Source organism: uncultured Methylobacterium sp. (genome assembly GCF_964242245.1).
Classification (GTDB): domain Bacteria; phylum Pseudomonadota; class Alphaproteobacteria; order Rhizobiales; family Beijerinckiaceae; genus Methylobacterium.
Genome location: NZ_CAXTBY010000001.1, coordinates 34,923 through 61,670, shown reverse-complemented (window position 1 = coordinate 61,670; position 26,748 = coordinate 34,923). Strand labels below are relative to the sequence as shown.

30 protein-coding genes are annotated in these 26,748 nt (G+C 70.3%); 19 read left to right on the top strand and 11 right to left on the bottom strand.

Annotated features, from left to right (window positions below; translation table 11 throughout):
- The first annotated feature begins 5 nt into the window (after positions 1-5).
- On the top strand, positions 6-572 hold the full coding sequence (locus ACFE8Y_RS00295; RefSeq protein WP_375462375.1) for an NAD(P)H-dependent oxidoreductase: 567 nt from the start codon (positions 6-8) through the stop codon (positions 570-572).
- 3 nt (positions 573-575) lie between these two features.
- Here the strand turns inward: ACFE8Y_RS00295 and ACFE8Y_RS00290 are convergent, their stop codons facing one another.
- Complete coding sequence (locus ACFE8Y_RS00290) at positions 576-1,133, bottom strand: glutathione peroxidase (RefSeq protein ID WP_375462374.1); 558 nt, start codon at positions 1,131-1,133, stop codon at positions 576-578.
- A gap of 146 nt (positions 1,134-1,279) precedes the next feature.
- Between ACFE8Y_RS00290 and ACFE8Y_RS00285 the strand changes: the two genes are divergently transcribed.
- Positions 1,280-1,900, top strand: a complete 621-nt coding sequence (locus tag ACFE8Y_RS00285; RefSeq protein WP_375462373.1) for a PRC-barrel domain-containing protein — start codon at positions 1,280-1,282, stop codon at positions 1,898-1,900.
- Positions 1,901-2,147: 247 nt separating this feature from the next.
- Here the strand turns inward: ACFE8Y_RS00285 and ACFE8Y_RS00280 are convergent, their stop codons facing one another.
- Positions 2,148-2,996 carry an AprI/Inh family metalloprotease inhibitor gene (locus ACFE8Y_RS00280; RefSeq protein ID WP_375462372.1) on the bottom strand — a complete coding sequence of 283 codons (849 nt, stop codon included), beginning with the start codon at positions 2,994-2,996 and terminating at the stop codon, positions 2,148-2,150.
- Positions 2,993-3,949, bottom strand: coding sequence for a 2-hydroxyacid dehydrogenase (locus ACFE8Y_RS00275; RefSeq protein ID WP_375462439.1), 957 nt, complete (start codon positions 3,947-3,949; stop codon positions 2,993-2,995). Before ACFE8Y_RS00275 ends, ACFE8Y_RS00280 begins: the two co-directional genes overlap by 4 nt.
- Positions 3,950-4,316: 367 nt before the next feature.
- Here ACFE8Y_RS00275 and leuC point away from each other — a divergent pair, with 367 nt between their 5' ends.
- Complete coding sequence (gene leuC, locus ACFE8Y_RS00270; RefSeq protein WP_375462371.1) at positions 4,317-5,735, top strand: 3-isopropylmalate dehydratase large subunit; 1,419 nt, start codon at positions 4,317-4,319, stop codon at positions 5,733-5,735.
- A 436-nt stretch (positions 5,736-6,171) separates the two neighbouring features.
- On the opposite strand, the gene ACFE8Y_RS00265 is transcribed toward leuC, so the two are convergent.
- Positions 6,172-8,319, bottom strand: a complete 2,148-nt coding sequence (locus ACFE8Y_RS00265; protein WP_375462370.1) for a sodium-translocating pyrophosphatase — start codon at positions 8,317-8,319, stop codon at positions 6,172-6,174.
- Positions 8,320-8,714: 395 nt separating this feature from the next.
- On the opposite strand from ACFE8Y_RS00265, the gene ACFE8Y_RS00260 reads away from it, so the two are divergent.
- On the top strand, positions 8,715-9,119 hold the full coding sequence (locus ACFE8Y_RS00260) for a hypothetical protein (RefSeq protein WP_375462369.1): 405 nt from the start codon (positions 8,715-8,717) through the stop codon (positions 9,117-9,119).
- Here ACFE8Y_RS00260 and thiL read toward each other — a convergent pair.
- From thiL to ACFE8Y_RS00240, 4 genes are all read right to left on the bottom strand, one after another.
- Positions 9,039-10,037 (bottom strand): thiamine-phosphate kinase, encoded by a 999-nt coding sequence (gene thiL, locus ACFE8Y_RS00255; protein ID WP_375462368.1) that lies wholly within the window; start codon positions 10,035-10,037, stop codon positions 9,039-9,041. The two genes, ACFE8Y_RS00260 and thiL, sit on opposite strands and share 81 nt — an antisense overlap.
- Positions 10,034-10,504, bottom strand: coding sequence for a transcription antitermination factor NusB (gene nusB / locus ACFE8Y_RS00250; RefSeq protein WP_375462367.1), 471 nt, complete (start codon positions 10,502-10,504; stop codon positions 10,034-10,036). Before nusB ends, thiL begins: the two co-directional genes overlap by 4 nt.
- A 1-nt stretch (position 10,505) precedes the next feature.
- Positions 10,506-10,994, bottom strand: a complete 489-nt coding sequence (gene ribH, locus ACFE8Y_RS00245) for a 6,7-dimethyl-8-ribityllumazine synthase (protein WP_375462438.1) — start codon at positions 10,992-10,994, stop codon at positions 10,506-10,508.
- Positions 10,995-11,223: 229 nt separating this feature from the next.
- Positions 11,224-11,934 carry a glutathione S-transferase family protein gene (locus ACFE8Y_RS00240; RefSeq protein ID WP_375462366.1) on the bottom strand — a complete coding sequence of 237 codons (711 nt, stop codon included), beginning with the start codon at positions 11,932-11,934 and terminating at the stop codon, positions 11,224-11,226.
- A gap of 111 nt (positions 11,935-12,045) precedes the next feature.
- Between ACFE8Y_RS00240 and ACFE8Y_RS00235 the strand changes: the two genes are divergently transcribed.
- From ACFE8Y_RS00235 to ACFE8Y_RS00220, 4 genes are all read left to right on the top strand, one after another.
- Positions 12,046-13,029, top strand: coding sequence for an ABC transporter ATP-binding protein (locus tag ACFE8Y_RS00235; RefSeq protein WP_375462365.1), 984 nt, complete (start codon positions 12,046-12,048; stop codon positions 13,027-13,029).
- 35 nt (positions 13,030-13,064) lie between these two features.
- Positions 13,065-14,342 (top strand): PotD/PotF family extracellular solute-binding protein, encoded by a 1,278-nt coding sequence (locus ACFE8Y_RS00230; protein WP_375462364.1) that lies wholly within the window; start codon positions 13,065-13,067, stop codon positions 14,340-14,342.
- A gap of 193 nt (positions 14,343-14,535) precedes the next feature.
- Complete coding sequence (locus ACFE8Y_RS00225; RefSeq protein WP_375462363.1) at positions 14,536-15,480, top strand: ABC transporter permease; 945 nt, start codon at positions 14,536-14,538, stop codon at positions 15,478-15,480.
- A gap of 2 nt (positions 15,481-15,482) precedes the next feature.
- Complete coding sequence (locus ACFE8Y_RS00220) at positions 15,483-16,373, top strand: ABC transporter permease (protein WP_375462362.1); 891 nt, start codon at positions 15,483-15,485, stop codon at positions 16,371-16,373.
- A gap of 5 nt (positions 16,374-16,378) precedes the next feature.
- Here ACFE8Y_RS00220 and ACFE8Y_RS00215 read toward each other — a convergent pair whose 3' ends face one another.
- Entirely contained in the window at positions 16,379-16,597 is a 219-nt protein-coding gene (locus ACFE8Y_RS00215) for a hypothetical protein (protein WP_375462361.1), read from the bottom strand.
- A 344-nt stretch (positions 16,598-16,941) separates the two neighbouring features.
- Between ACFE8Y_RS00215 and ACFE8Y_RS00210 the strand changes: the two genes are divergently transcribed.
- From ACFE8Y_RS00210 to ACFE8Y_RS00185, 6 genes are all read left to right on the top strand, one after another.
- The gene (locus ACFE8Y_RS00210) at positions 16,942-17,151 is read left to right on the top strand and encodes a cold-shock protein (RefSeq protein ID WP_147726903.1); all 210 of its coding nucleotides are present in this window, start codon (positions 16,942-16,944) and stop codon (positions 17,149-17,151) included.
- Between the two features lie 118 nt (positions 17,152-17,269).
- Positions 17,270-17,632 carry a DUF6481 family protein gene (locus tag ACFE8Y_RS00205; protein WP_375462360.1) on the top strand — a complete coding sequence of 121 codons (363 nt, stop codon included), beginning with the start codon at positions 17,270-17,272 and terminating at the stop codon, positions 17,630-17,632.
- 61 nt (positions 17,633-17,693) lie between these two features.
- Positions 17,694-17,948, top strand: coding sequence for a hypothetical protein (locus ACFE8Y_RS00200; protein ID WP_375462359.1), 255 nt, complete (start codon positions 17,694-17,696; stop codon positions 17,946-17,948).
- 244 nt (positions 17,949-18,192) lie between these two features.
- The gene (locus tag ACFE8Y_RS00195) at positions 18,193-18,456 is read left to right on the top strand and encodes a hypothetical protein (RefSeq protein WP_375462358.1); all 264 of its coding nucleotides are present in this window, start codon (positions 18,193-18,195) and stop codon (positions 18,454-18,456) included.
- 27 nt (positions 18,457-18,483) lie between these two features.
- A complete protein-coding gene (locus tag ACFE8Y_RS00190; protein ID WP_375462357.1) occupies positions 18,484-18,693 on the top strand; it encodes a hypothetical protein in 210 nt (69 codons plus the stop codon).
- A gap of 174 nt (positions 18,694-18,867) precedes the next feature.
- Complete coding sequence (locus ACFE8Y_RS00185) at positions 18,868-20,259, top strand: ATP-binding protein (RefSeq protein ID WP_375462356.1); 1,392 nt, start codon at positions 18,868-18,870, stop codon at positions 20,257-20,259.
- On the opposite strand, the gene ACFE8Y_RS00180 is transcribed toward ACFE8Y_RS00185, so the two are convergent.
- Positions 20,260-20,433 carry a hypothetical protein gene (locus ACFE8Y_RS00180; protein ID WP_375462355.1) on the bottom strand — a complete coding sequence of 58 codons (174 nt, stop codon included), beginning with the start codon at positions 20,431-20,433 and terminating at the stop codon, positions 20,260-20,262. It lies immediately after the preceding gene.
- A gap of 440 nt (positions 20,434-20,873) precedes the next feature.
- Here ACFE8Y_RS00180 and ACFE8Y_RS00175 point away from each other — a divergent pair, with 440 nt between their 5' ends.
- Together ACFE8Y_RS00175 and ACFE8Y_RS00170 are read left to right on the top strand one after the other, a co-directional pair.
- Positions 20,874-21,065, top strand: coding sequence for a hypothetical protein (locus tag ACFE8Y_RS00175; protein ID WP_375462354.1), 192 nt, complete (start codon positions 20,874-20,876; stop codon positions 21,063-21,065).
- An 88-nt stretch (positions 21,066-21,153) separates the two neighbouring features.
- Positions 21,154-22,335, top strand: coding sequence for a pyridoxal phosphate-dependent aminotransferase (locus ACFE8Y_RS00170; protein ID WP_375462353.1), 1,182 nt, complete (start codon positions 21,154-21,156; stop codon positions 22,333-22,335).
- A gap of 221 nt (positions 22,336-22,556) precedes the next feature.
- Here ACFE8Y_RS00170 and ACFE8Y_RS00165 read toward each other — a convergent pair whose 3' ends face one another.
- On the bottom strand, positions 22,557-24,176 hold the full coding sequence (locus tag ACFE8Y_RS00165; protein WP_375462352.1) for a phosphoenolpyruvate carboxykinase: 1,620 nt from the start codon (positions 24,174-24,176) through the stop codon (positions 22,557-22,559).
- Positions 24,177-24,587: 411 nt separating this feature from the next.
- Here ACFE8Y_RS00165 and recR point away from each other — a divergent pair, with 411 nt between their 5' ends.
- From recR to fmt, 3 genes are all read left to right on the top strand, one after another.
- Positions 24,588-25,193 carry a recombination mediator RecR gene (gene recR, locus ACFE8Y_RS00160; protein ID WP_375462351.1) on the top strand — a complete coding sequence of 202 codons (606 nt, stop codon included), beginning with the start codon at positions 24,588-24,590 and terminating at the stop codon, positions 25,191-25,193.
- 92 nt (positions 25,194-25,285) lie between these two features.
- Positions 25,286-25,801, top strand: a complete 516-nt coding sequence (gene def / locus ACFE8Y_RS00155) for a peptide deformylase (protein WP_375462350.1) — start codon at positions 25,286-25,288, stop codon at positions 25,799-25,801.
- A gap of 8 nt (positions 25,802-25,809) precedes the next feature.
- Complete coding sequence (fmt, locus tag ACFE8Y_RS00150) at positions 25,810-26,739, top strand: methionyl-tRNA formyltransferase (protein ID WP_375462349.1); 930 nt, start codon at positions 25,810-25,812, stop codon at positions 26,737-26,739.
- The last annotated feature ends 9 nt before the right edge of the window (positions 26,740-26,748 follow it).

Below are 26,748 nucleotides of genomic sequence, written 5' to 3'. Positions count from 1 at the left end.
CAGACGTGTCCCTGTCCCGCGTCGTCGCGTTCTCGGCGAGCATCAACCGGCCCTCGCGCACCCGCAGCCTCGTCGAGGCGATCGCGGCGGAGCTGCGCGCGCACCGGCGCATCGACCTGACGGTGCTCGACCTGATCGATGCCGGGCCGGGCCTCGGCGCGACCACGCGCGGGGCCCTGTCGCGTCCGGCGGCGGAGTTGATCGCGGCGATCGAGGGCGCCGATGCCCTGATCGTCGGCACGCCGGTCTACAAGGGTGCCTATTCCGGCCTGTTCAAGCACGTGTTCGACTTCGTCGAGCCCGAGGCCTTGGCCGGGATACCCGTGGCGCTCGCGGCCACCGGCGGGGGCCTGCGCCACGCGCTGGTGGTCGAGCACGCGCTGCGGCCGCTGTTCGGGTTCTTCTCCGCCCACGTCGCGCCGACCTCGGTCTATGCCGGCGGCGACGAGATCGAGGACGGCACCGTGTCCGACCCGGTGGTGGCCGGTCGCGTCGCGGCGGCCGGGCGGGAACTCGATGCCCTGATGAGGATGGCGCGCGGCGTCGGCGGGCTCAGGGTGCCAGCCGCCTGAGCCTCACGCCTTGTCAAGTTCGGCGGCGATCGCGCTGATCACCCGCGGATCGGTCGGCTCGACCTGCGTCGCGAAGGCCGCGGCAAGCGCGCCATCGCGGGCGACGAGGTACTTGTGGAAGTTCCAGCGCGGCGTCTCGCCGGGCTTCTCGGCGGCCGCCCACTGGTAGAACGGATGGGCGCCGGGCATCTTCACGCGGGTCTTGGCGGTGAGCGGAAACGTCACGCCGTGATTCTTGCGCGCGGCCTCGGCGATGGCGGGGCCATCCAGCGGCTCCTGGTTGCCGAAATCCGGCGAGGGCACGCCGATCACCGTCAGCCCGCGCTCCTGGAACCGCGTCCACAGCGTCTGCAGGCCGGCGAGCTGGCCGGCAAATCCGCAGGCGGTGGCCGTGTTGACCACCAGGACCGGGCGCCCGGCATAGGCCGAGAGCGGCATCGTTCCGCCCTCGGGACGATCGAAGGCGAAGGCGCCCGCCCGCCCTTGGCTCGACGCGGCGCGGGCGCCGCCGGCGAAGGCGGCGCCGAGGAGAACCAGGGCCTCGCGGCGGAGAAGCGTCATGGCGTGCGGTCCCGGCGCCATCCCGCGGCGCCTCCCCGTAACTGGCGTCCGAATCGGTGCCGTCCAGCATCGCCGGAGCGGAACCTTATGCCGCGGGCCGTCCTTCCTGCCGGAGCACCACGGCCCGGAATGGAAGACGACACCCGATGCGCAGCCTGCTTGCCGGAACGGTCCTCCTCGCGATGGGGAGCCTCGCCCTCGCCCAGACGGCCGATCCCGGCCCCGCCGCGCCGGGGACCCAGGCCGTGCCGCCCGAGAAGCCCGCGACGGTCTCGCCCGATGCGCCCAAGCCCGATCTCGGAAAGTCCGATCTTGGAAAGCCCGACATCAAGCCCGACGCGACGCAGCCCGCCGCGGCCGAGCCGGTGAAGCCGGTCGAGCCCGTGCCGGGCCAGCCGGCGACGTTCACGGACACCCTGCGTCCGACCTTCGTGGCGCAGTCGCCCGAGGACATGGTGACCTCCAAGCTCGTCGGCCTGACGATCTCGAACGCGGCGAACGAGAGCATCGGCGAGATCGCCGACGTCGTGCTCGGCTTCGACGGGCGGGTGAAGTCCTGGGTCGTGGGCGTCGGCGGCTTCCTCGGCATCGGCACCAAGTACGTCGCCGTCGATCCGAGCGCGATGCGGCTCGACCGCAGCGACGGCAAGACCCTGAAGGCGATGATCAACACCGACAAGGACCAGCTCCGCGCCGCGCCGGAATACATCTACCTCGGCAAGGAGCGGCCGAAGGACGAGGCGGGCAAGGGGGGCGGCGCGAAGTAGGGCCGCGCACGGGCTGGTTTGGCGTTCACGGGGCCGCGTGGGCTTGCGATGTCCCGGACTGGGCCGGGGATGCGCGAGGGCTCATGGCCGCTCTCATGGCCGCCGATGCAATGCCGGCTTCCTCGGCTGCCCGGCCGATCGTTCAGGCCCGCCGACCGCCCTACGGCGGGGTCGCGCAGGCCCCGCACCGGCCGGGCCCCTCGCCGTCGCGGTGCGGAGTTGCCGCCCAGGACAGCCGCTGATCGCCCTACGGCTCGATCCGGCGCAGGACGAAGGTGGTGCCGGTCTCGGGGTCGCGGCGCCACGTGCCGTCGCCCGCGGGGACGAGGTTGACCGTGTGGCCGCGCTTGGCGCTGAGCGTCAGGCGGCCCTTCGCGTAGCGCCAGGACACCGGATCGAACACCTCGATCCCGCCGTCGCGGCAGCCCGCGGCGAGGCGCACCGGGGCGCCCGGGCCGCCGCCGAGGTCGAGCCGGCAGACGTCCCGGTCGCGGTAGCGGTCGAGCGCGTAGAGGCCGGGGGCCGGGCCGGGACCGACGGGTGCGTCGACGGAGGCCGCCGCGGGCTTGGCCTCGTCCGGAGGCACGGCGGACATCGCGGCGATTGGTTCGGCCGCCGCCGAACGCATTGCCGCGATCTCCAGGGGCACGAGGCTGTAGACCTCCCCCGTCTCGACCCGCGCGATCAGGCTGCGCTGGTCCGGGCGGCGGGCAAACAGCAGCACCGGGCGCACGTTGCGGTCGACGAGGCGCACGACGCCGTCCGCGAACAGCCAGCCCGCGATGCCGCCCATCACCGGCAGCGAGCGACGGCAGCCGGCCGGGAACCGCACCGTCTGCCCAGCCTCGCCGGCCTCCGCGGCGAGCGTAAGCACGCAGCGCCGGTTCGTGCCGTCGCGCGACAGGTCCCAGGTGCCCGGCACGCCGGCCCGCATCTCCGGCAGGCTGGCCGCGTAGGGCTCGGCCGGCGCGGGCGAGACCGCGGCCGGCGTCTCGGAGGCTGCCGGCGCCGGTTCCTGCACGGCGGCGCCCTCTGCGCGGACGCAAGCGAGCAGGCAGGCCGCGATCCAGGACGGGCTGATCCGCGACCGCCTCATGCGCCCGCCCGCACAGGTCCGGCCCAGGGCGTCTCGGCCACCGGCGTCAGCGGCCCGCGGCCCGAGAACCACGCGGTCAGGTTGTCGACGACGAGCCGGCCCATCGCCGCGCGGGTGTCGTGCGTCCCCGAGCCGACATGCGGCAGCAGCACCACGTGGTCGAGGGCGGACAGGCGCTCCGGCACGTGCGGCTCGGCCGCGAACACGTCGAGGCCCGCTCCGTGGATCGTGCCGGCCTCCAGCGCCGCGATCAGCGCCGCCTCGTCGACGACGCTGCCGCGGGCGACGTTGACGAGGATGCCCTCCGGCCCCAATGCCGCGAGCACCTCGACCCCGACGAGGCCGTCGGTGCCGGGACCGCCCGGCGCAACCACGATCAGCACGTGGACGGCCTCTGCCAGCCCGATGAGCGTCGGGTGGTACTGGTAAGCGACGTCCGCCTGCGGCCGGCGCCCGTGATAGGCGATCGCGACCCCGAATCCTTCGAGCCGCCGCGCGATCGCCCGGCCGATCCGCCCGAGCCCCAGAATGCCGACCCGGCGCCCGCGCAGCGACGCGGTGAGCGGGAACGGTTTCTGCGGCCAGTGCCCGGCCCGGAGGTACCGGTCGGCCTGCGGGATTCTCCGCACCGTCGCGAGGAGCAGGCCGATGGCCAGATCCGCGACCTCGTCGGTGAGCACGTCCGGCGTGTTGGTGACGACGATCCCGCGGCGCCCGGCCTCGCCTGCATCGATCGTGTCGTAGCCGACGCCGAAATTGGCCACGATCTCCAGCCGCGGCAGACGGTCCATCAGCGCGCCGTCCACCACCGCCTGCGCGTTGACCGCGAGCCCGCGGATGCGTGGACCGACCTCGGCGAGGAAGGCGTCCCGGTCCGGCGCGGCGTCGAGGCGGTGCAGGGTGAAGCCGGATGCGAGCGCGTCCGGCACGCTCGCCAGCATCGGCTTCAGCATGAGAAGGTCGGGCGGATCGGCAGCGGTCAAACGCAGGCTCCTGGCGCCCGGCACGATCGGGACGCGTCGTCATGGCCGGATGATGATCGCCCGGCCGGATGACGGCAAGGTCCGGCGCCAGGGCGGTTTCAAGCGAAGCGTGCGCGGTTTGCTCGAAACCGCGACCACACAGAAGCTCAGAGCAAGTGTGGTGAGCGCGAGCGAACCAAGATTGCTCTGAGCTGGGCGCCTTCCTGCGGTCGGTGCGGGTCGGCCATCCGCCCGTGCGGACCGGTTCCCACTTCCGAAAACCGCTTCCGAACCTTACTAAGGAGCCTCATGCCGGCCTGTGGCCGGCGACTGACCGTTTGAAGCGAACCGCAGACCCATGACGAGCCCGCGCACCCTCTACGACAAGATCTGGGACGACCACGTCGTCGCCGTCCAGGCCGATGGCTCGAGCCTGCTCTACGTCGACCGGCACCTCGTCCACGAGGTCACGAGCCCCCAGGCCTTCGAGGGGCTTCGCGTGGCCGGCCGCAGGGTGCGCTGCCCGGAGAAGACGCTGGCGGTGGTCGACCACAACGTCCAGACCTCGGACCGGAGCAAGGGCATCGAGGACCCGGAGAGCCGCATCCAGTTGGAGGCGCTGGCCGAGAACGTGCGCGACTTCGGCATCGAGTTCTACGACGCCCTCGACCGGCGCCAGGGCATCGTCCACATCATCGGCCCCGAGCAGGGTTTCACCCTGCCGGGCCAGACCATCGTCTGCGGCGACTCGCACACCTCGACGCACGGGGCGTTCGGGGCGCTCGCCCACGGCATCGGCACGTCGGAGGTCGAGCACGTGCTCGCCACGCAGACGCTGGTGCAGACCAAGGCGAAGAACATGCGCGTGACCGTCGACGGCATCCTGCCGGCGGGCGTCAGCGCCAAGGACATCGTGCTCGCGATCATCGGCGAGATCGGCACCGCGGGCGGCACCGGCCACGTCATCGAGTACGCCGGCGCGGCGATCCGGGCCCTGTCGATGGAGGGCCGGATGACGGTCTGCAACATGTCGATCGAGGGCGGCGCGCGGGCCGGCCTCGTCGCGCCCGACGCCACCACCTACGCCTACGTCGAGGGCCGGCCGATGGCGCCGAAGGGCGAGGCCTTCGCCCGCGCCAGGGCGTACTGGGAGAGCCTCGTCACCGACGAAGGGGCACATTTCGACCGCGAGGTCCGGCTCGACGCCGCGAGCCTGCCGCCGATCGTGAGCTGGGGCACGAGCCCGGAGGACGTCATCTCCATCCTCGGCACCGTTCCCGATCCGGCGGCGATCCCGGACGAGAACAAGCGGCACTCGAAGGAGAAGGCCCTGTCCTACATGGGCCTGACGCCGGGCACGAAGATCACCGACATCACCCTCGACCGGGTGTTCATCGGCTCCTGCACCAACGGGCGCATCGAGGACCTGCGGATCGTCGCCGGCATGGTCGCGGGACGGAAGGTCCACGACGGCGTCTCGGCGATGGTGGTGCCGGGCTCCGGGCTGGTGAAGGCGCAGGCCGAGGCCGAGGGCATCGACCGGGTCCTGAAGGAGGCCGGCTTCGACTGGCGCGAGCCCGGCTGCTCCATGTGCCTCGGGATGAACGCGGATCGCCTGAGCCCGAACGAGCGCTGTGCCTCGACCTCGAATCGCAACTTCGAGGGCCGGCAGGGGCACCGCGGCCGCACCCATCTCGTGTCGCCGGCGATGGCGGCCGCCGCCGCGGTGGCGGGCCGCTTCGTCGACATCCGCGCGTGGCCGTGGCCCCAACCGTGAGTTTCGGGACCAGATCGTTTCGCGATCGATAAGGGTTTGGCGAAGGAATCGCGAGCCCTCGAACCTTCTGCGGCAGGGGGTCGGGGTGAGAGACGCGAGAACCGCCGATAAGGTTGCGCTCCTTACCCTGTCATCTCTTACCGGGAACCGAGGACCTACGTGCGATCCGGAGGGCTTGGCGCGTGGGGGCCTGCTAGCGCGCTCTCCGCCGAAGCGGACGCCGGTTCGGCGAAAGAGAGCGCGATAAAACAACGACTGAGAGCCGCGCCCGATTGCAACGCGATCGGGCGCGGCTCTAGAGCTGGCTCAGCGAACACATATCGTCGGCCGAAACAGCAAGCAGGCCCGACCATGGGGTGGGCGGCCCTGCCTTACTCTAGGTTGATCCGACGCGGAACTTCGGGGTCCGTATGCGGATCTTTGAGTCGGCTATCAATCAGGCGTGCGCCAGCACCGCCAACAGCAGCAGGGCGATGATGTTGGTGATCTTGATCGCCGGGTTCACGGCGGGGCCGGCCGTGTCCTTGTAGGGGTCGCCGACGGTGTCGCCGGTGACCGCCGCCTTATGCGCCTCCGAGCCCTTGCCGCCGTGGTGACCGTCCTCGATGTACTTCTTGGCGTTGTCCCAGGCGCCGCCCCCGGAGGTCATCGAGATCGCGACGTAGAGGCCGGTGAGGATCACGCCCAGGAGCGAGGCGCCCACCGTCGCGAAGGCCTGGCTCTTGCCGGCGACGAGCTGGATCGCGAAGAACAGCACGACCGGCATGAGCACCGGCAGCAGCGAGGGCACGATCATCTCCCGGATCGCTGCCCGCGTCAGCATGTCGACGGCCCGGCCGTAATCCGGCCGGTCGGTACCGGCCATGATGCCGGGCTTCTCGCGGAACTGGCGGCGGACCTCCTCCACCACGGCGCCGGCGGCACGACCCACCGCGGTCATCGCCATGCCGGCGAACAGGAACGGAATCAGACCGCCGAGCAGCAGGCCGACGACGACGTAGGGGTTCGAGAGCGAGAAATCGACGACGACGCCCTGGTAGAAGCGGTACTGCGTCGGGCTGGCATTGGCGATGAAGTAGTTCAGGTCCGAGGTATAGGCGGCAAACAGCACCAGGGCGCCGAGGCCGGCCGAGCCGATGGCGTAGCCCTTGGTCACGGCCTTGGTGGTGTTGCCCACGGCATCGAGCGCATCGGTGGACTTGCGGACATCGGAGGGGAGCCCCGCCATCTCGGCGATGCCGCCGGCATTGTCGGTGACGGGCCCGAAGGCGTCGAGCGCGACGATGAAGCCGGCGAGCGCCAGCATGGCGGTGACAGCGATCGCGATGCCGAACAGGCCGGCGAGCGCGTAAGTCGAGATGATGCCGCCGACGATGACGAGGGCCGGCAATGCTGTGGATTCGAGCGAGACGGCGAGCCCCTGGATCACGTTGGTTCCGTGCCCGGTGACCGAGGCGTCGGCGATGGACTTCACCGGCCGGAAGTTCGTGCCGGTGTAGTACTCGGTGATGACGACGATCAGCGCCGTGATCGCGAGGCCGATCACCGCGCAGCCAAGCAGGCCGCCCGACGTGAAGCTGACGCCGGTCGAGGTGGTGAAGCTGGTCGAGAAGCTGCCGAACAGCGCGAAGTTCACCGCCGCGATCGCCGCGACCGAGAGTACGCCCGCGGTGATCAGGCCCTTGTACAGCGCGCCCATGATCGACTGGTTGGCGCCCAGGCGCACGGCGTAGGTGCCGGCGATCGAGGTGAGGATGCAGGACGAGCCGATCGCCAGCGGGTAGATCATCATCGCCTCGAGCACGTTGCGGCCGGCGACGTCGATCTGCCCGCCGAAGAAGATCGCGGCGAGCACCATGGTGGCGACGACGGTCACCGCGTAGGTCTCGAACAGGTCGGCGGCCATGCCGGCGCAGTCGCCGACGTTGTCGCCGACGTTGTCGGCGATGGTGGCGGGGTTCCTCGGGTCGTCCTCCGGGATCCCGGCCTCGACCTTGCCGACGAGGTCGCCGCCGACGTCGGCGCCCTTCGTGAAGATGCCGCCGCCGAGACGGGCGAAGATCGAGATCAGCGAGGCGCCGAAGCCCAGCGCCACCAGAGCGTCGATGACCTCGCGGCTGGCGGGCTCGAGGCCGGCGCCGCGGGTGAGGTAAAGGTAGTAGAGGGCGACGCCGAGCAGCGCCAAGCCGGCGACCAGCATGCCGGTGACGGCGCCCGACTTGAAGGCGACCTCCAGGCCGCCGCCGAGCGAGGTCGAGGCGGCCTGCGCCGTGCGGACGTTGGCGCGCACCGAGACGTTCATGCCGATGAAGCCGGCGGCCCCCGAGAGCACCGCGCCGATGAGGAAGCCGACCGCGACCTTGAGCCCGAGGAAGTAGGCGAGCGCCGCGAACAGGACGAGGCCGACGAGGCCGATGGTGGCGTACTGGCGCCGGAGATAGGCCTTGGCGCCCTCGGCGATCGCGCCGGCGATCTCCTGCATGCGCTGCGTGCCGGCGTCGCGCTTCATCACGTCGTTGATCGTGACGATGCCGTAGGCGACGGCGCAGAGCCCGCCCAGGATGATCAGCAGCAATGGGGTCATGCACCCGTCCCTTTTGTTTGCGCCTGGCGTTGGCTTGTTTGTTGCCGAGCTTGGCTAGGAGACCCTGAACGGAAGGCCTCGGACTTGCGGCCCGGATTCGGCATTCCTTCCCGGAAGTGCCGGCCTTGATTGCCAAACTTCGCCGTCGAGCGCAAACACCACCTCGGCGCGCATGCACGATATCTTGCTGCGCTGCGCAATGAAGCGGACAAACCAGAATTTCCGCCGCCTCGACGCGTCCTTTCGCATCGCGAAACGCTGCATGCGGATGCCGAGCACGAAGGCCGTTTACCGCCGTTGGAACGTGGCCGTGCCGGGCCATCGCCTCCGTTAAGGCATCGTTAACCATGCCGATCCCTACTACTGGTTGTATTCTGATCAAGGGGACGGGAACAATGAACAGCGATGAGGTTGCAAAGCTCGCGGCGACCATCGAGGTACTCTCGGGCGCGGTGCAGTTTCTGCTCGCGGAGCGCGTCAGCCGGCAACCCGGCCCGGTGCAGGGCGATCTGCTGCACGTTCTGCAGCGCTCCCTCTCGATGCCGACGCGGAGGGAGGAGGTGCTGCTCGGCAAGGCCGCGATCGTCCAGGCGGATCTCGCCCTGTGGATGCCGATCGTCGCCACGGATCTCATCGACGACGTGCGGCGCCAGCTCGGACGGCCGCCGGAGGGCGTCACCCACATCGCGCCGACGCCGGCCCGTGCGCTGCCCGCCGCCTCAAAAATGGCTGAACGCGGGCGTGGCGAAGCCCTTGTCGGGGCCGGTATCCGTCCGGAAGACGGGCGGTCCGTCGCCTGAGATCACGGTGCCGATGACCGCGACCGGAACGCCGGCCGCGTCCGCCGCGGCGCGGAAGGCGTCGCGATCGCCGGGCGCGACGGTGCACAGGATCTCGTAGTCGTCGCCGCCGGTGAGCGCGGTGTCGATCAGGTCGGGCTCGGTCCGGACCGCGCGGGCCGCAGCCTCCGACAGGGGCACGGCCGCCACATCGACGACGGCGCTGCGCCCCGTCCCCGGCAGCATCTTGGCGAGGTCTCCGGCGAGCCCGTCCGACACGTCCATCGCCGCGGTTGCGAAGCGCAGGAGCGCCGGGGCGAGGGCGAGGCGTGGTCTCGGATGCAGGTAGCGGTCGGTGATGTGTCCGCGGGACGCGGCATCGAGTTGCCGGACCCAGGCCGCATCGGGCTTGAGCCGCATCCGCAGGCCGAGGGCCGCGTCGCCGATGGTGCCGCTGACGCAGATCCGGTCACCGACCCGCGCGGTCGTTCGGCGCACGATGGCGCCCGCCGGCACCTCGCCGACCGCGGTCACGCCGATCAGGGCCGGGCCGCCCGAGCGGACCGTATCGCCGCCGAGCAACGGGCAGCCGAGGTCCCGGCTCGCCTGCCCGAGCCCTTCGGCGAAGGCGGCGAGCCATGCCTCGGTCCAGGCGTCGGGCAGCGCCAAGGTCAGCAGGAAGCCGCGCGCCGCCGCGCCCTTGGCGGCGATGTCCGAGAGGTTCACGGCGAGCGCCTTGCGGGCGATCGAGGCCGGCGGGTCGTCGGGGAAGTAGTGGATGCCGGCCACGATCGCGTCGGCGGTGAGCACGAGGTCGTGGCCGGGGCTCGGGACGAGGCTGGCGGCATCGTCGCGCAGGCCGTCGGCGCCGGGGCCGGCGAGCGGCGCGAAGAAGCGCGCGATCAGCGCCTCCTCGGAGGGGCGCGGCGCCCCGCTCACCCCGGCTTGGCGCCGGTCAGCTCCGCGGCGCGGCTCTGGCGGGCGACTTTGTCGAGCACGGCATTGACGAGGCCGGGCTCGTCGCCGGTGTAGAAGCTGTGGGCGACGTCGACGTACTCGGAAATCGCGGCGCGGGCCGGCACGTCGCGCCGGAACATCAGCTCGTAGGTGCCCGCGCGCAGGATCGCGCGCAGGACCGCCTCGATGCGCTTGAGCGGCCAGCCTTGGCTCAGCGCCTGATCGATCTGCGGATCGACGGCGCGCTGCTCCGCGACGACGCCGCGCAGCAGCTCACGGAAGAAGGCGGGTTCGGCGGGCGGATGGACGACGCCGTCGATCTCCTGGCCGATCCAGAAGGTCTCGAACTCGGCGAGCGCGTCGAGCACGCCCTTGCCGGAAATCTCCATCTCGTAGAGGGCCTGCACCACCGAGAGGCGGGCGCCGCTGCGGGCGTTGGGTTTGGCCATGTCAGGCGTCCGCCGCCGCGCGCTTCAGGGCGAGGACGGCCAGCGCCGCCTGCGCCGCGCCGCCGCCCTTGTTCATCTCGGCGACGCGGGCCCGCGTGAGCGCCTGCGCCTCCGTCTCCACCGTGAGGATGCCGTTGCCCAGCGGCAGGCGCAGGCGGGTCGAGAGGTCCATCAGCGCGCGCGCGCTCTCGCCCGCGACGATGTCGTAGTGCCCGGTCTCGCCGCGGATGACGCAGCCGAGCGCGACGACGGCGTCGTAGGGCGCGCGCGCCTGCGCGGCGGCATCGACCAGGATCGCGATCGCGGCCGGGATTTCCAGGGCGCCGGGCACCGTGACGACCCGCGCCGCGGCGCCGGCGGCCGCGATCGCGGCGAGCGCGCCGGCGAGCAGCTCGTCGGCGAGCGCATCGTAATAGCGCGCCTCGACCACGAGGATGCGGGCGCCGGGAAGGTTCGCGGACGCGGGCGCGTCCGTGCGGTGGCTGACCATGAGGCTCAAACTGATGACGTCGAAGGATCCCGACGCACCCGCAGCGGGCGCGACGGGAGCGTGCCGACGCGTCGTCGCCGGCCGTCTCGCGACAGGATGTTCGGGGTCGCGAGGGTTAGACCGAAGCGGCCGGCATCACAAGCGGGCGGTTCAGAGCGCCTTGCGACGCACCCGGCGCATCGTCGTCCGACCAGCAGCGGCGGTTGAACGGGCGTTTCTTGAGGACCTCTCAGGTCGGCCGGTCCGGGTAGAAGCGCGCGTGCATCCGGTCGACGTAGGCGACGAGGTTCGCACGCCCCTCGACGGCCGCGCGCAGCGGCGTGTCGAAGACCGGGCAGAGCAGGTGCGCGGAGAAGGCGTAGAGGGTCGCGTCCGAGCCGGAGATCGTCGCCCCGAGGAGGTAGGGCTTGTCGCCGAGAAGGTCTGCCGCCGCCTCGACCGCGCGGATGCCGAGTCGCTCGACCTCGGCCTTCGCGTGCCGGCCGAAGCCCTGCGCCCGCGCGGCCTTCCGCACCGATCGGCGGATCACGGCCTTGGCGAGGGGACGTACGGCTGCCGGCGCCGCATCGAAGAAGCGCGCCGGCCCGCGCGCGAAGTTGGCGTCGTCGAACCAGCGCGCGTCCACGATCGCCCAGTAGGCCTGATCCTCCAGCATCTTCTCGACCGCCCAGCCGAGCGCCCGCTCCGCCGGAGCGTGGCCGGCGTCGAAGTCGATGCCGTGCCGATCCTCGAGGTGCAAGCGGATGAAGGTGGAATCCCCGATGAGCGCGTCGCCGTCGCGCAGGTAGGGCACCTTGCCTTTCGGAGACTTGCGAAGACTGGCGCGCTCCGTACTGTAGGGAAGACCGGACATCCGCAGCAGAACATCGGCCTTCATGGCGAAGGGGCTCGGGTCGGGCAGGCCGAAGGCGGGACCGAAGGTGTAGAGCGTGATCGCCACGGATGTCTCCTCGCGCGGCCGTGAGCCTATCCCATGCTCCGCGACGCGTCTCGCGACGGCCGGCCGCCGCGCATGGCCCGCCCCTTGCTGGCGACCCCGCGAGGGACCCGCATGAACGTCGAGCTGATCGGCCTGACCAAGCGCTACGGAGCGACGCTCGCGGTCGATGCCATCGACCTGAAGATCCCGTCGGGCTCGTATTGCTGCCTGCTCGGGCCTTCCGGCTGCGGGAAGACGACGACCCTGCGGATGATCGGCGGCCACGAGGCCGCGAGCGGCGGCGAGGTCGTCATCGGCCCGCGCGCCGTCGGCGACGCGCCCCCCGCGCTGCGCGGCACCGCGATGATGTTCCAGAGCTACGCCCTGTTCCCCCACCTCACGTGCCGCGACAACGTCGCCTTCTCGCTGCGGATGCGCGGGACGGCCAAGGCGGAGCGCCGCGCGAAGGCGATGCGGATGCTCGATCTCGTGCAGATGAGCCACCTCGCCGACCGGCTGCCGGCGCAGCTCTCCGGCGGCCAGCAGCAGCGGGTGGCGCTCGCCCGCGCACTCGTCACCGGACCGAAGGTGCTGCTGCTGGACGAGCCGCTCTCGGCACTGGACCCGTTCCTGCGGGTGCAGATGCGCGTCGAGCTCAAGCGCATCCGGGCCGAGCTCGGGCTGACCTTCATCCACGTCACCCACAGCCAGGAGGAGGCGATGGCGCTCTCCGACCTCGTGGTGGTGATGAACGGCGGCCGCATCGAGCAGGCCGGCGCCCCGCGCGACGTGTTCGAGCGCCCGGCCAGCGCCTTCGTCGCCCGCTTCATCGGCGGCCACAACGTCATCGGCCTGCCGGAGGGCACGGTCGCCGTGCGCGCCGACCGGATGAGGCTCGGCGACGCGGCCGGCCCGGACGCCGTTCCGGCCCGCGTGGTGGCGGTCGAGTACCGGGGGTCGAGCGTGCAGGTGGTCCTGGAATCCGAGGCGCTGACCGGGGCCGGTTCCCTGAGCGCCGTTCTCGACGACGGCACCTTCGCCAGCCGCCCGCTGGCGCCGGGCGACGTCGTGGCGCTCGGTTGGGACCGGACCGCCGCGCACCGTCTCCGTGCTTGAGGCACGAAAACCTGATCGTTAACGAGGAAAACACGATGAGCCACGAAGTGAAGTTTACGCGGCGCACGCTGCTCCGCGGCGCGGGCCTGGGGGCGGGCGCGGGCTTGGCGCTCGGGCCGATCACCGGGTTCCCCGCGGTCCACGCGGCCGAGCCGGTGACCCTGCGCTACCTCGGCACCGCCGTGAATCAATCCGCCGAGATCGCCCGGAAGGTGAAGGAGGACCTCGGCATCATCATCGAGTACATCCCGGTCGTCACCGACGAGGTGAGCAAGCGGGCGGTGACGCAGCCGAACTCCTTCGACATCCTCGACACCGAGTTCTTCAGCCTGAAGAAGATCCTTCCCTCGGGCAACGTCCTCGGCATGGACGCGAAGCGCATCAAGAACGCCGACAAGATCAGCAGCGTCTTCACCAGGGGCGAGGTCGCCGGCAAGTCGATCGGCGACCAGGGCACCGCCCCGAAGAAGGTGTTCTACCTGGAAGGACAGACGGGCAAGAGCTTCGCCACGGCGCCGACCGAGTGGATCACCCTGATCCCCGTCACCTACAACGCCGACACGCTGGGCATCCGCCCCGACCTGATCAAGCGCCCCGTGACGAGCTGGAAGGATCTGCTCGACCCCGAGTTCAAGGGCAAGGCCTCGATCCTCAACATCCCCTCCATCGGCATCATGGACGCGGCGATGGCGGTGGAGGCGCTGGGCGACTACACCTACCCCGACAAGGGCAACATGACGAAGGCGGAGATCGACCGCACCATCAAGGTGCTGATCGAGGCCAAGCGCGCCGGCCAGTTCCGGGCCTTCTGGCAGGACTTCAACGAATCCGTGAACCTGATGGCGTCGGGCGAGACGGTGATCCAGTCGATGTGGTCGCCCGCCGTCACGAAGGTGCGCACGCAAGGGGTGCCCTGCACCTACCAGCCCTTGAAGGAGGGCTACCGCGCCTGGGCCACCGGCTTCGGCCTGCCCAAAACCCTGTCGGGCCGCAAGCTCGACGCGGCCTACGACTTCGTCAACTGGTTCCTCTCCGGCTGGGCCGGCGCCTACCTCAACCGCCAGGGCTACTATTCCGCCGTGCCCGAGACCGCCAAGACCCAGATGGAGCCCTACGAGTGGGCCTACTGGATGGAGGGCAAGGTGGCCGAGAAGGACATCCACGGGCCGGATGGCGGCCTGCTGGAGAAGGCCGGCGCCACCCGCGACGGCGGGTCGTTCGAGGCGCGCATGGGCGCGGTCGCCTGCTGGAACGCGCTGATGGACGAGAACACCTACATGGTCCGCAAGTGGAACGAGTTCATCGCGGCGTGAGCGCACCCGCCACGCCGATGCCCTCCCCCCTGGGCGGGGGAGGGTGCCCTGCGGATGCAGGGCGGGAGAGGGGTCGGCTCAGGCTCTTCCGGACACGGCACTCCCCTCTCCCGACCTTCGCTGACGCGCGGGCATCGCTCCCCCGTGGAGGGGGGAGCGATGCCCGCGATCATTCCTTCGGAGGCGCATCGTCGTGAGCGACATCGCATTGCCGAATACGGCGAATGCCGCGAAGCCGGCCGTCGATGCGGCTGCGAAAGCAGGTTCACGCCGCCCCCGCCGCCTGACCTATCTCCAGGCGGCACCGCTGGCGCTGGTCTTCCTCGTCTTCTTCGCAGTCCCCCTGCTGTTGACCCTGATGGTCAGCTTCTGGGAGTACAACGAGTACGCGATCATCCCGGCCTTCACCCTGCAGAACTATCGCGACGTGTTCGACGGATGCTGGAACGGTGCCGATCTCTGCACCACGGCGCGGACCTATCTCTCGACGCTGAAGTTCTGCGCCCTGACGCTGGTCTTCACCCTGCTGATCGGCTTCACCGTCGCCTACTTCCTCGCCTTCCACGTCCGCGCGCGCACGGTGCAGATGGGATTGTTCCTGCTGTGCACCATCCCGTTCTGGACCTCGAACGTGATCCGGATGATCTCGTGGATTCCGCTCCTCGGCCGCAACGGCCTCGTCAACGAGGCGCTTCAAGGTGCCGGGCTGACGTCCAAGCCGCTCGAGGGCCTGCTGTACTCCGACTTCGCGGTAACGCTGGCCTTCGTGCATCTCGACACGGTGTTCATGATCGTGCCGATCTTCAACAGCATGGCGCGGATCGACCGGTCGCTGATCGAGGCGGCCTACGATGCCGGCGCCTCGGGCTGGCAGACCCTGTGGAGCGTGGTCGTGCCGCTGTGCAAGCCCGGCATCGCCATCGGCACGATCTTCGTGGCCACCCTGGTGATGGGCGACTTCGTCACGGTCGGCGTGATGGGCGGCCAGCAGATCGCCTCGGTCGGCAAGGTGATCCAGGTGCAGATGTCCTACCTGCAGTTTCCTGCAGCGGCCGCGAACGCCGTGGTGATGCTCGCCGCCGTGATGCTGATGATCCTCGGCCTGACCCGGGTGATCGATCTGCGCAGGGAGCTGTAGCCGTGTCCGACCGGCCGCGCGGCATCGCCTTCTACGCCCTGGCCGCGTTCTTCGCCCTGTTCGTGCTGTTCCTGTACGGACCGACGCTGACGATCCTCGTCCTCAGCTTCCAGGGACCGCAGGGCGGGTTGACCTTCCCGATGAACGGCCTCTCGACGCACTGGTTCGCGCGGCTCTGGGCCGGCGGCGGCATCGTCGACATCTGGGCGGCGTTCGGGCGCTCGCTCAGGCTCGGCCTCGTCGTGATGGCGCTCACCGTCGTGATGGCGTTCTTCGCGGGGCTGGCCTTCCGCAAGGGGTTCTTCGGCTCGGGCGCGCTGTTCGCGATCGCCGTCGCGAGCCTGATCGTTCCCTCGATCGTGGTGTCGCTCGGCATCGGTCTCGAGTTCCGGTTGATCGATGACGCGATCAACAGCTTGGCCGCCGCCACCGGCTGGGACTGGCTCCAGGACCACGGCACCGCGATGGGCCTCTACACCTCGGCGCTCGGCGCGCACCTGACCTGGACGCTGCCCTTCGGCCTGCTCATCATGTTCGCGGTCTTCAACCGGTTCGATCCGGCCTATGAGGAGGCCGCTCGCGACCTCGGCGCCACCGGCGCGCAGGCGCTCGCCCACGTCGTCGTGCCGATCCTCGCGCCGGCCCTCGTCGGGGTGGCCCTGTTCGGCTTCACCCTGTCCTTCGATGAACTCGCCCGCACCAGTCAAGCGATCGGCGGACGCAACACCCTGCCGCTCGAACTCCAGGGCCTGACCACCACGGTCACGACGCCGGAGATCTACGCTCTCGGCAGCCTGACGACGGCCTTGTCGGCCGCAGTGATCGGCACCGCCCTGAGCGCGAGCCTGTGGCTGCAGCGCCGCCGGGCCCGTCGGGGCTCGACCGGGCCCTGAGCGGATCAGTCCTGCACGGTCTCGCCGTCGGCGGGTTCGACCACCGTGAGATGGCGCGCAGGCTTTCGTTCGGCGGATGTGACCAGCCGCAGATCGGTTGCCTGCCGGCCCCTCTTCAGGTCCTCGGCGATCGCCTCGGTGTTGCCGGCGATCCGTTTGGCCCGCTTGCCGTACTCGACCATCGAGACGACCGAGGACTCACCACTCTCGGGGATGCGCGCCATGTCCGCCTCGAAGCCACGACCGGCCGCACGGCGTCGTACGGCTCTCGCCCAAATCATAGCATGCCCGGGAGCGATCTCGACCGGCGATTTATGCCGATACCTGTGCGGCGTCCAAATCGATCCGAGCGACAACGGGCACGGTTACGTGTCCCATGATCGTGGTCATTGCAAAATTTTCGAATCCGTGTCAAAAGTACAGGATCGAACTCTGGCCAGATATCCGGCCGTTCCGCCCTTCGAAGGCGTGCGTTCTGTTTTCTCCCAAATTTCGACGACCAGCGATCGGGCGCGTGATGGACATGCGCTCGACTGATTCGTTCGCCTGATAAGATACGGAATTTTCTATGAGCACCGGCACCGTCAAGTGGTTCAACGATCAGAAGGGCTTCGGCTTCATCCAGCCGGATGATGGCGGCAAGGACGTCTTCGTGCACATCTCCGCCGTCGAGCGCGCCGGCATGCGCGGCCTGACCGAGGGGCAGAAGATCTCCTACGAGATGGAGACCGACCGTCGCAGCGGGAAGCAGTCGGCCGGAAGCCTTCAGGCCGCCTGACATCCGGCCTCGCGCCGGACGACCCTCGAAGCCGTCCCCTTGGGACGGCTTCAATCGTTTTCGCATCCGCAATTGTTTTCGCCTCCGGCATGGGGTCGGTCGCGCGTAAGGATCTTGTGTGAATCAATCCAAGGACAACCGGTTCTCCGACCGCCTCGAGACCGCTGCGAAGGCGCGAGAGGCGATGCTGGCCCGTTACCGGGCGCGTCCCGCTGCGGACGATCCGGCCGTACGAGCTCGCCAAGCCGAGCGGCAGGCCGTGATCCGGGCGCGCGAGGAGCGCAACAAGGAGCGCGATGCCGCCCGTCTCGCCGCCGAGGCGCGGCGCGTCGCCGAGGCGAAGGCACAGCGGGAATTCGAGGCCGCGGAGGCGTTGCGCCTCGCCGCCGAGAAGGCCGAGCGGCAGGCCGCCCTCGTCGCCGAGCAGAAGGAGGCGCGCGACGCACGCTTCGCGGCCCGCAAGGCACGCGCCCGCCGGTAGACCGATCCCCGGCGAGGGGTCCGGCCTGCGCCGCACACGATCCAGAGACCGTCACCCGCGGATGGCCATCGACGCCGTGGGTTCGATGCCGAGCATCATGGCGACCAGGAATGATCCGATGCCCCACAAGTTCAAGATCGGCCAGCGCGTGCGTCAGTCGCGCGGTGGCTTCGGTGCCACCAAGGATGTGTCCGGCCTGCTTTGCGAGATCATCCGCCTGATGCCCGAGGATCGGACCGGCGAACCCTGCTACCGCATCAAGTCCCCGGCCGGGGAACGGGCCGCAAACGAGAGCGAACTCGTTCTGGCGAGCTGACCGTCCCGGCGGGCTGCCTTCCGCGCGGATCAGTTTGGTCCGGTGCGGTTGCACGGGGCGCAGACGAGCCGCGCGTTGCAAAAGACACCCGGTTGCCCCATTCCGTGGCCGCACCGATCTCGGCCATCGCTGGCGGCGAGGCAGGGGCGGGCATGGCAGGCCTGCTTGCCGGGTTCCGCCGTCACACCGGCCATTCGTTTCCCGGGCGCGGCCTTCGACGCTGGCCCCAACCCCCCAGAAGGCGATGAGTAAGCGCACCAGGCAAAGGCCGCAGGAGCGAGGCTCCGTGCTGTTCGATGTGGTCTACGAAGATGGCTCCCAAGCCTCCAACCGGCGGGTTCCCATGGAGGTTCTCGGCGGCCTCGACGGCGACGAACCGGCCCGCGACGTGATCGCCGCGCAGGACGAGGAGATCGCTCAGAAATCCGGACGGCCGCAGAGGTCGATCCTCAGCCTCTCGCGCTCGCCGATCCCCGATCCGAAACCGAAGCCCCTGCGCGGCGCGTAAGGGACTTCGGCAGTGGAGATCGGCGGCATGACCCACAAGTTCCACATCGGACAGCTCGTGCGTCGACGCGACCCGGCGGCCGGTCGTAACGGCAACCGGATCTTCGAGATCGTGGGGCTGCTGCCGACGGGCGCGGGCGAGCGCGGCTACCGAATCCGCAGCAGCGAGGCCGGGACGCACGAGGTCCGCGAGGCGGACCTGACGGCGGCCTCGTGCTGTCCGGCGCCCACGTCCTGAGCGGGGGGACCCGGCAGGGCCGCGGGTGGCGATCGGTCGTTGGATGACGCGCGCGATGATGACATAAGACGGAGATCCCGGAAGCCGGGACACCCGCTCGGAGACGGGCATGCCGCGCCGTTCCCCTCAGGTCTCCGCGCTGCGCCAAGCGGCGCGGCCGGCACCGTTCGCACCGTGAACGCACCGGATTCCGGTCCGTCCCTGGCCATAGCCCAACGCCGCCTGCCCGGACCGCGCATCCTTTGGAAACGCCTCGCGCGTGCCGTCGGCGACCTGCTGCCGAAGGGTCTCTATGCGCGCTCGCTGATCATCATCATCGCGCCCGTCGTGCTGCTGCAATCGGTGATCGCCTACACCTTCATGGAGCGGCACTGGCAGCTCGTGACGAAGCGGCTCTCCTCGGCCGTGACCGCCGACGTCGCCGCGCTCATCGACATCTACGAGGTCTATCCTCAGGACAAGGACGCCGAGACCCTGTCTCGCATCGCCAGCGAGCGGCTGAACCTCGACCTCGACATCCTCAAGGGGGCCAAGATCCCGCCGCGGGGGCCGCGACCGTTCTTCTCCATCCTCGACGAGGCCCTCTCGGACGAATTGAAGCGCCAGATCGGACGACCGTTCTGGATCGACACGGTGGGCCGCTCCAACCTGATCGAGATCCGCGTCGCGATCCCCGACGGCGTGATGCGGATCACCGCCCGCCGCAGCCAAGCCTACGCCTCGAACTCGCACATCTTCCTCGTGTGGATGATCGGCTCGTCGATGGTGCTGCTCGGCGTCGCGATCCTGTTCCTGCGCAACCAGATCAAGCCGATCCTGCGGCTCGCCGCGGTGGCAGAGGGCTTCGGCAAGGGCCGCGAGATCGAGTTCCGGCCGCGCGGCGCCCGCGAGGTGCGCCAAGCCGGCCACGCCTTCATCGAGATGAAGCGGCGCATCGAGCGGGCGATGGAGCAGCGCACGACGATGCTCAACGGCGTCAGCCACGATCTGCGCACCATCATCACCCGGTTCCGCCTGTCGCTGGCGCTGGTCGAGCAGACGGCCGAGATCATGGACCTGTCGCGGGATGTCGACGAGATGAGCCGGATGCTGGAGGGCTACCTCGCCTTCGCCCGGGGTGATTCGGCCGAGACCGCCGCCTCCACCGATATGCGCGCGCTGCTGGAGGACCTGCGCACCGACGTGGAGCGCCTGGGCGCCCAGGTCTCGGGCTTCGAGGTGGCCGGCTCGCCCATCGTCACCGTGCGGCCGGACGCCTTCCGGCGCTGCCTGTTCAACCTCGCGGCCAACGCCGCCCGCTACGGCGAGACGGTCGCGATTTCGGGCCGCGCCGAGGCGCGCTCGTTCCTGGTCTCGATCGACGACGACGGACCCGGCATCCCGGCCGAGAGCCGCGAGGAGGTGTTCAAGCCCTTCGTCCGCCTCGACGACGCGCGCCGGGACGCCGGCGGCTCGGGCCTCGGGCTGTCGATCGCCCGCGACATCGCCCGGGCCCACGGCGGTGACGTCTCGCTTCACGACAGCCCGCTCGGCGGCCTGCGCGCGACGGTGCGCGTGCCGGCTTGATCAAGGGCGGCTGCGTTCCTGGATCATCGCCATCTCGAAGCGGGCGCTGGCGACGAGATGGTCCAGCGTCTTCGCATCGAAGGCGGCCTTGACGAGGCGGGCACGCAGGGCGGTCTCGTCGGACCATGCATACCCGGCATCGATGGGAAGGTGCTTCAGGAGCAGCGCGCTCACGACCTTGTCCCGCGCGAATCCGCGGTGCCGGACAAGCCGCGCGATCTGAGTGACCAAGTCCGCGATGGGGTCACCCTCCGAATCGGTCGAGGCCCGCCTTAGCAACACACGCGTCATGAACGATGCTTTTCCTCTGTCACAGGTGCAACTTCGCGCGCATCCCGAAACGCCCGTCCGATCGATGCCCCCAGTCGATCCGCGACGGCGCGTCGGGCCTCGTGTGAGGAAGTCTTAGGCCGGAAAGGGTTGCGCCTTCGTGAGCGGCGTTCGCCCAGCCAACCCGCGATCAAAGCCCAGCGAGGCCGGCTGCCATCGTCGGCGCATCGCGACAAAAAACGTCTTCGCGAGGTGTCCCCATCGCGGCGGGGCGATGCTATGCACGGATGCGTTCCTTGCAGACGCGTGGGCCGCCGCGGCCTCCGCCCGACCTGAGTGCCGTCATGAACCCGCTCGTTCCGCTCCTCATCGTGATTTCCCTGCCGCTGGCCGCCATCGGCCTCGTGCTCTACACCGACACCGGTATCGAGCCGACGCTGTTCTATGCCTCGGTCAAGACCTTCGTGGTCCTCGGCATCATCGCCGTCGCCCTCTCCTTCGGCGCGAGCCGGCTCGCCGAGCGCAGCAAGCCCTGAACGTGTCCGTTCGCGGCGCGGCTCGTGCACGGGCTTTGACGGCGCTGGGGCGCAACGCCGACGCCTGACGACACCGGGAGGGCGGTCCATGCTGCAGGTCGTTCCGGCCTTCGGGCGCATCGGCGAGGAGAACGCCTTCGCGGTGCTGGCCCGCGCCAACGCGCTCGCCGCGCAGGGCCGGGACGTGATCAACCTCGGCATCGGCCAGCCCGACATGCCGACGCCGGCCCACGTCGTCGAGGCCGGCATCAAGGCCCTTCGCGACGGGCATCACGGCTACACGCCCGCTACCGGCATCCTGCCCTTGCGCGAGGCGGTGGCCCGCGACATCCACAGGCGTCACGGGGTGGAGGTGCACCCTGGGAGTGTGATGATCGTGCCCGGCGGCAAGGTCACCATGTTCATGGCGATCCTGATGTTCGGCGAGCCCGGCGCCGAGATCCTCTACCCCGATCCCGGCTTCCCGATCTACCGCTCGATGATCGAGTTCACCGGCGCGACGCCGGTGGCGGTGCCGATCCGCGAGGAGAACGGCTTCGCCTTCTCGGCCGAGGAGACGCTGGGGCTGATCACGCCGCGCACGCGGCTGCTGATCGTCAACTCGCCCGCCAACCCGACCGGCGGCGTCACGCCGAAGGCCGAGATCGACGCCCTGGTCGCGGGCCTTGCCCGCCATCCGGACGTGGCGATCCTGTCGGACGAGATCTACGGGGCGATGACCTACGACGGGGAAGCGCACACCTCGCTGCTGGCCTACGAAGCGATCCGCGACCGGCTGATCTACCTCGACGGCGCCTCGAAGACCTACGCCATGACCGGATGGCGGCTGGGCTGGTCGGTCTGGCCCGAGCCGCTCTACGAGACGGCGCGCAAGCTCGCCGTCAACGCCCATTCCTGCGTCAACGCCGCGACGCAGTGGGCCGGGATCGCGGCGCTCGACGGGTCGCAGGACTGCGTCGCCGAGATGGTCGCCGAATTCGACCGCCGCCGCGAGATCGTCGTCGCGGGCCTGAACGGCCTGCCGAACGTCTCGTGCATCACGCCGAAGGGCGCCTTCTACGCCTTCCCGAACGTGGCCGGGACCGGCTGGAAGGCGAAGCGCCTCGCATCGACCCTGCTGGAGGAGGCCGGCGTCGCGGTGATCGGCGGCCCGGATTTCGGCATCCACGGCGAGGGCTACATCCGCCTGTCCTACGCCAACTCGGCGGAGAACATCCTGCGGGCACTCGAGCGGATGCGCGCGTTCCTGGCCGAGCGCAAACCCGGCTGAGGGTCACCAGCCCGGGAACGTTTTCGGAGTCATCGGCGGCCCGCATGGCGGAGCGCGGGTCCCCTTCCCGTTCGGGAGAGGGAGCAGGGTGAGGGATGAGAACGCGCCGGAGAGGTCACGCCCCTCACCCCAATCCCCTCCCCCTGGGAAGAGGGGGCCTCGCAGTGACTCTTTGGGCTTTACTGGCCACCGTCGCGACAGCCGGGGGGATGCCGGCCCGCTCAGGCCGCCATCGCCTGCGCGTTCGGCTCGGCCGCGCGCACGTCGGCGTCGACGTGCGCCTCGAAGCGCTTGAAGTTCTCCTTGAACATGGCGACCAGCCGCGTCGCCGTCTCGGTGAACTGCGCCTTGTTCGACCACGTCTTCACCGGCTGGAGGATGTGCGGCTCGACGCCGGGCACCGAGACCGGGACGGCGAAGCCGAAGTACGGGTCGCGGCGGAACTCGGTCCGCGACAGCGAGCCGTCGAGCGCGGCCACGAGCAGCCGGCGGGTGACCCGGATCGGCATGCGCCGGCCGGTGCCGACGCCGCCCCCGGTCCAGCCGGTGTTGACGAGCCAGCAATCGACGCTGTGCCGGGCGATGAGGTCGCGCAGCAGGTTGCCGTAGACGCTCGGATGGCGCGGCATGAACGGCGCGCCGAAGCAGGTCGAGAACGTCGCCTCCGGCCCCGTCAGGCCACGCTCGGTGCCCGCGACCTTGGCGGTGTAGCCGGACAGGAAGTGATACATCGCCTCCGCGCCGGTGAGCTTGGCGATCGGCGGCATCACCCCGAACGCGTCGCAGGTCAGCATGACGATGGTCCTCGGGTGGCCGGCACGCCCCGTCGCGCTCGCATTGGGGATGAAGTCGAGGGGGTAGGCGCAGCGCCCGTTCTCGGTGAGCGAGGCGTCGTCGAAGTCCGGCACGCGGGTCACCGGATCGACGACCACGTTCTCCATCACCGTGCCGAAGCGCTCGGTGGTGGCGTAGATCTCGGGCTCGGCGTTGCGCGAGAGCCGGATGGTCTTGGCGTAGCAGCCGCCCTCGAAGTTGAAGATCCCCTCCGGGCTCCAGCCGTGCTCATCGTCGCCGAGCAGCTTTCGCGATGCGTCGTTCGACAGCGTGGTCTTGCCGGTGCCCGACAGCCCGAAGAAGATCGCCGAGCCGCCCTCGGTGTCGAGCGCGGCGTTGGCCGAGCAGTGCATCGGCATCACGCCCCGCCCCGGCAGGATGTAGTTCAGGTAGGTGAAGACCGACTTCTTCATCTCGCCGGCATAGGCGGAGCCGCCGATCAGCACGATCTTCCGCGAAAAATCGATCGCGATCACGGTCTTGGAGCGGCAGCCGTGGCGGGCGGGGTCGGCTTCAAAGCTCGGCAGGTCGATGATCGTCATGTCGGGGACGTAGGCCGCGATCTCGGCGCGCGCCGGCCGGATCAGCAGGTTGCGGATGAACAGCGCGTGCCACGCGAACTCGGAAAACACCCGCGCCTTGACCCGATGGGCCGGATCGGCACCGCCGTAGAGGTCCTGCGCGAACAGTTCGCGGCCGGCGGCGTGGGCCTGGAAGTCGGCGAGCAGCGCGGCGAACTGCTCGGGCGTGATCGCGCCGTTGTTGGCCCACCAGACCTCGGTCTCGGTCGACGCGTCGCGCACCACGAACTTGTCCTTGGGCGAGCGGCCGGTGTGGCTGCCGGTGGTGGCCACCAGCGCGCCGCCGCGGGCAAGCCGCGCCTCGCCGCGCGTCAGAGATGCCTCGTAAAGGCTCGGCGCCTCGAGATTCCAGTAGACCGCCTTCAGGTCGCGCAGGCCGATCGCCTCCGCTCCGTGGGTTTCGTTGAACGCACCGATGTTGCTCAAGGTCGTCTCTCCCGGGCGCCTGCGCGCGCCGTCCGGCCCGGACCTCCATAAGGCCCGGCGCGCGGGAGCGTCCGCGCGGTCGTGCAGGACCGCCGCGCGCTGGTTCACCGCTCCCGATCCGTTCTGGATAGGCGGCAAGGTTTTGCCGTCAAGCTGGACCGCCCGCCGGGACTGGAACGCGGAGGCGGCTTTGTCAGGCGCCGAGCCCGCGTCCGCCCACCGGATGGGGACCATCGCGCCCGAGCCGAGCCCCACGGGAGCGATGGCCGGTTTCCCGGCGACGCGGCGGCGCAGGCGCGGGACCCTGCGCGGCCGGATGCCTATATGCGATGCATGGGGCCGGCTTCGTCCTTGCGCCGAACAGGGCTATCGCAGGGCCTCCAGACATCCCGAAGGGTAATCGGACAGACCATGCCGCAAGCCGTCGCCGGTCCGGAGATCGAGCGCCTGATCCAGCTGCTCGCCCGGATGCCGGGCCTCGGTCCCCGCTCGGCGCGGCGGGCCGCGCTGCAGCTCATCAAGAAGCGCGACACCCTGCTCGGGCCCCTCGCCGAAGCGATGCGGGTCGCCGTCGAGCGCATCGTCGTGTGCGGCGATTGCGGCAACGTCGATACCTGCGACCCCTGCACGATCTGCCGCGACGCCGCGCGCGATCCGACGACGCTGGTGGTGGTGGAGGACGTGTCCGACCTTTGGGCCCTGGAGCGCTCGGGCGCCGTGCAGGCGCGCTACCACGTGCTCGGCGGCGTGCTCTCGGCGCTGGACGGGGTTCGGCCGGAACACCTCAACATCGCGCGCCTCGTCGAGCGCGCCGCCGACCCGGCGGTGACCGAGGTGATCCTCGCGCTCAACGCCACCGTCGACGGCCAGACCACGGCCCACTACGTCACCGATTCGATCAGGGACCTCGGCCTGAAGGTCACGCGGCTGGCCCACGGCGTGCCCGTCGGGGGCGAACTCGACTACCTCGACGAGGGCACGCTCACCGCCGCGATCCGCAGCCGCACGGCGTTCTGAACGCGCCGTCCGAGCGGGCCGGCGCCGCATTTGACCGTCCATCCGACGCATCTTATGCCGGCCGAAATCCTACCGCGTCTCCCGGTCGAACCATGGCAATCCGCCCTCTCGTGATCCTGCCCGACGTGCGCCTGCGCCAGCGTTCCGAGCCGGTCGGCCCCGTGACGAAGGGCGTCCGCACGCTCGCCGCCGACATGCTGGAGACGATGTACGACGCTCCCGGCGTCGGGCTGGCGGCGATCCAGATCGGCGTGCCGACGCGCATGGTCACCATCGACACCTCGAAGGAGGAGGGCGTGCGCCGGCCCCAGGTCTTCCTCGATCCCGAAATCGTCTGGGCGTCGGAGGAGACGCGGGTCTACGACGAGGGCTGCCTGTCGATCCCCGAGTACTACGGCGAGGTCGAGCGGCCGGACCGGGTGCGGGTGCGGTTCCGCGAGCTCGACGGCGCGGTCCAGGAGATCGAGGCCTCGGGCCTGCTCGCCACCTGCATCCAGCACGAGATCGACCACCTCGACGGCGTGCTGTTCATCGACCACCTGTCGAAGCTGAAGCGCGACCGCATCACCAAGAAGTTCGCCAAGGCGGCCAAGCGCGACGCAGCATAGGCGGGCCGATGCGCGTCGTCTTCATGGGCACCCCGGACTTCGCGGTGCCGACGCTCGCGCGGCTGGCGGCGGACGGCCACGACATCGCGGCCGTCTACACCCGCGCCCCGGCCAGGGCCGGCCGCGGCCTGACGCTCCGGCCCTCCCCCGTCCACGCGCAGGCCGACCGCCTCGGCGCGCCGGTGCTGACGCCGGCCACCTTGCGCGATCCGGAGGCCGCCGAAACCTTCGCCGGGCACGCGGCCGACGTCGCCGTCGTGGTCGCCTACGGGCTTCTCCTCCCGCAAGCGATCCTCGACCTGCCGCGGCACGGCTGCCTCAACCTGCACGGCTCGCTGCTGCCGCGCTGGCGCGGGGCCGCGCCGATCCAGCGGGCGGTGATGGCGGGCGACGCCGAGAGCGGCGTCGGCGTGATGCGCATGGAGGCCGGCCTCGACACCGGCCCGGTGGCGATGGAGGCACGCGTCGCGCTCCGCCCGGGGATGACGGCAGGGGACCTGCACGATGCGCTGATGCCGGTGGGCGCCGACCTGATGGGCAGGGCGCTGAGGGCGCTGGAAGCAGGCACCCTCGCCTTCGTGCCGCAGGCCGAGGTCGGCGTGCTGTATGCGCGGAAGATCACCAACGACGAGGCCCGCATCGACTGGGCGCAGCCGGCGGCCGCGGTCGCGGCCCGGATCAACGGCCTCAGCCCCTTCCCCGGCGCGTTCTTCGAGATCGACCTCGGCAAGGGCCGGGAGCGGGTGAAGGTTTTGCACGCGCGCGGCGCGGACGGTTCGGGCGAGCCTGGAACCCTGATCGACACGGAGGGCTCGGTCGCCTGCGCAGCTGGTGCGGTGCGGCTCCTGGAGATTCGTCGGGCGGGCAAGGCCGGTGCGGCGTCGGGCGGCGAGTTCCTGCGCGGGACGCGGCTCACGCCCGGAGCGCGGTTGGCATGAGGCGCACCG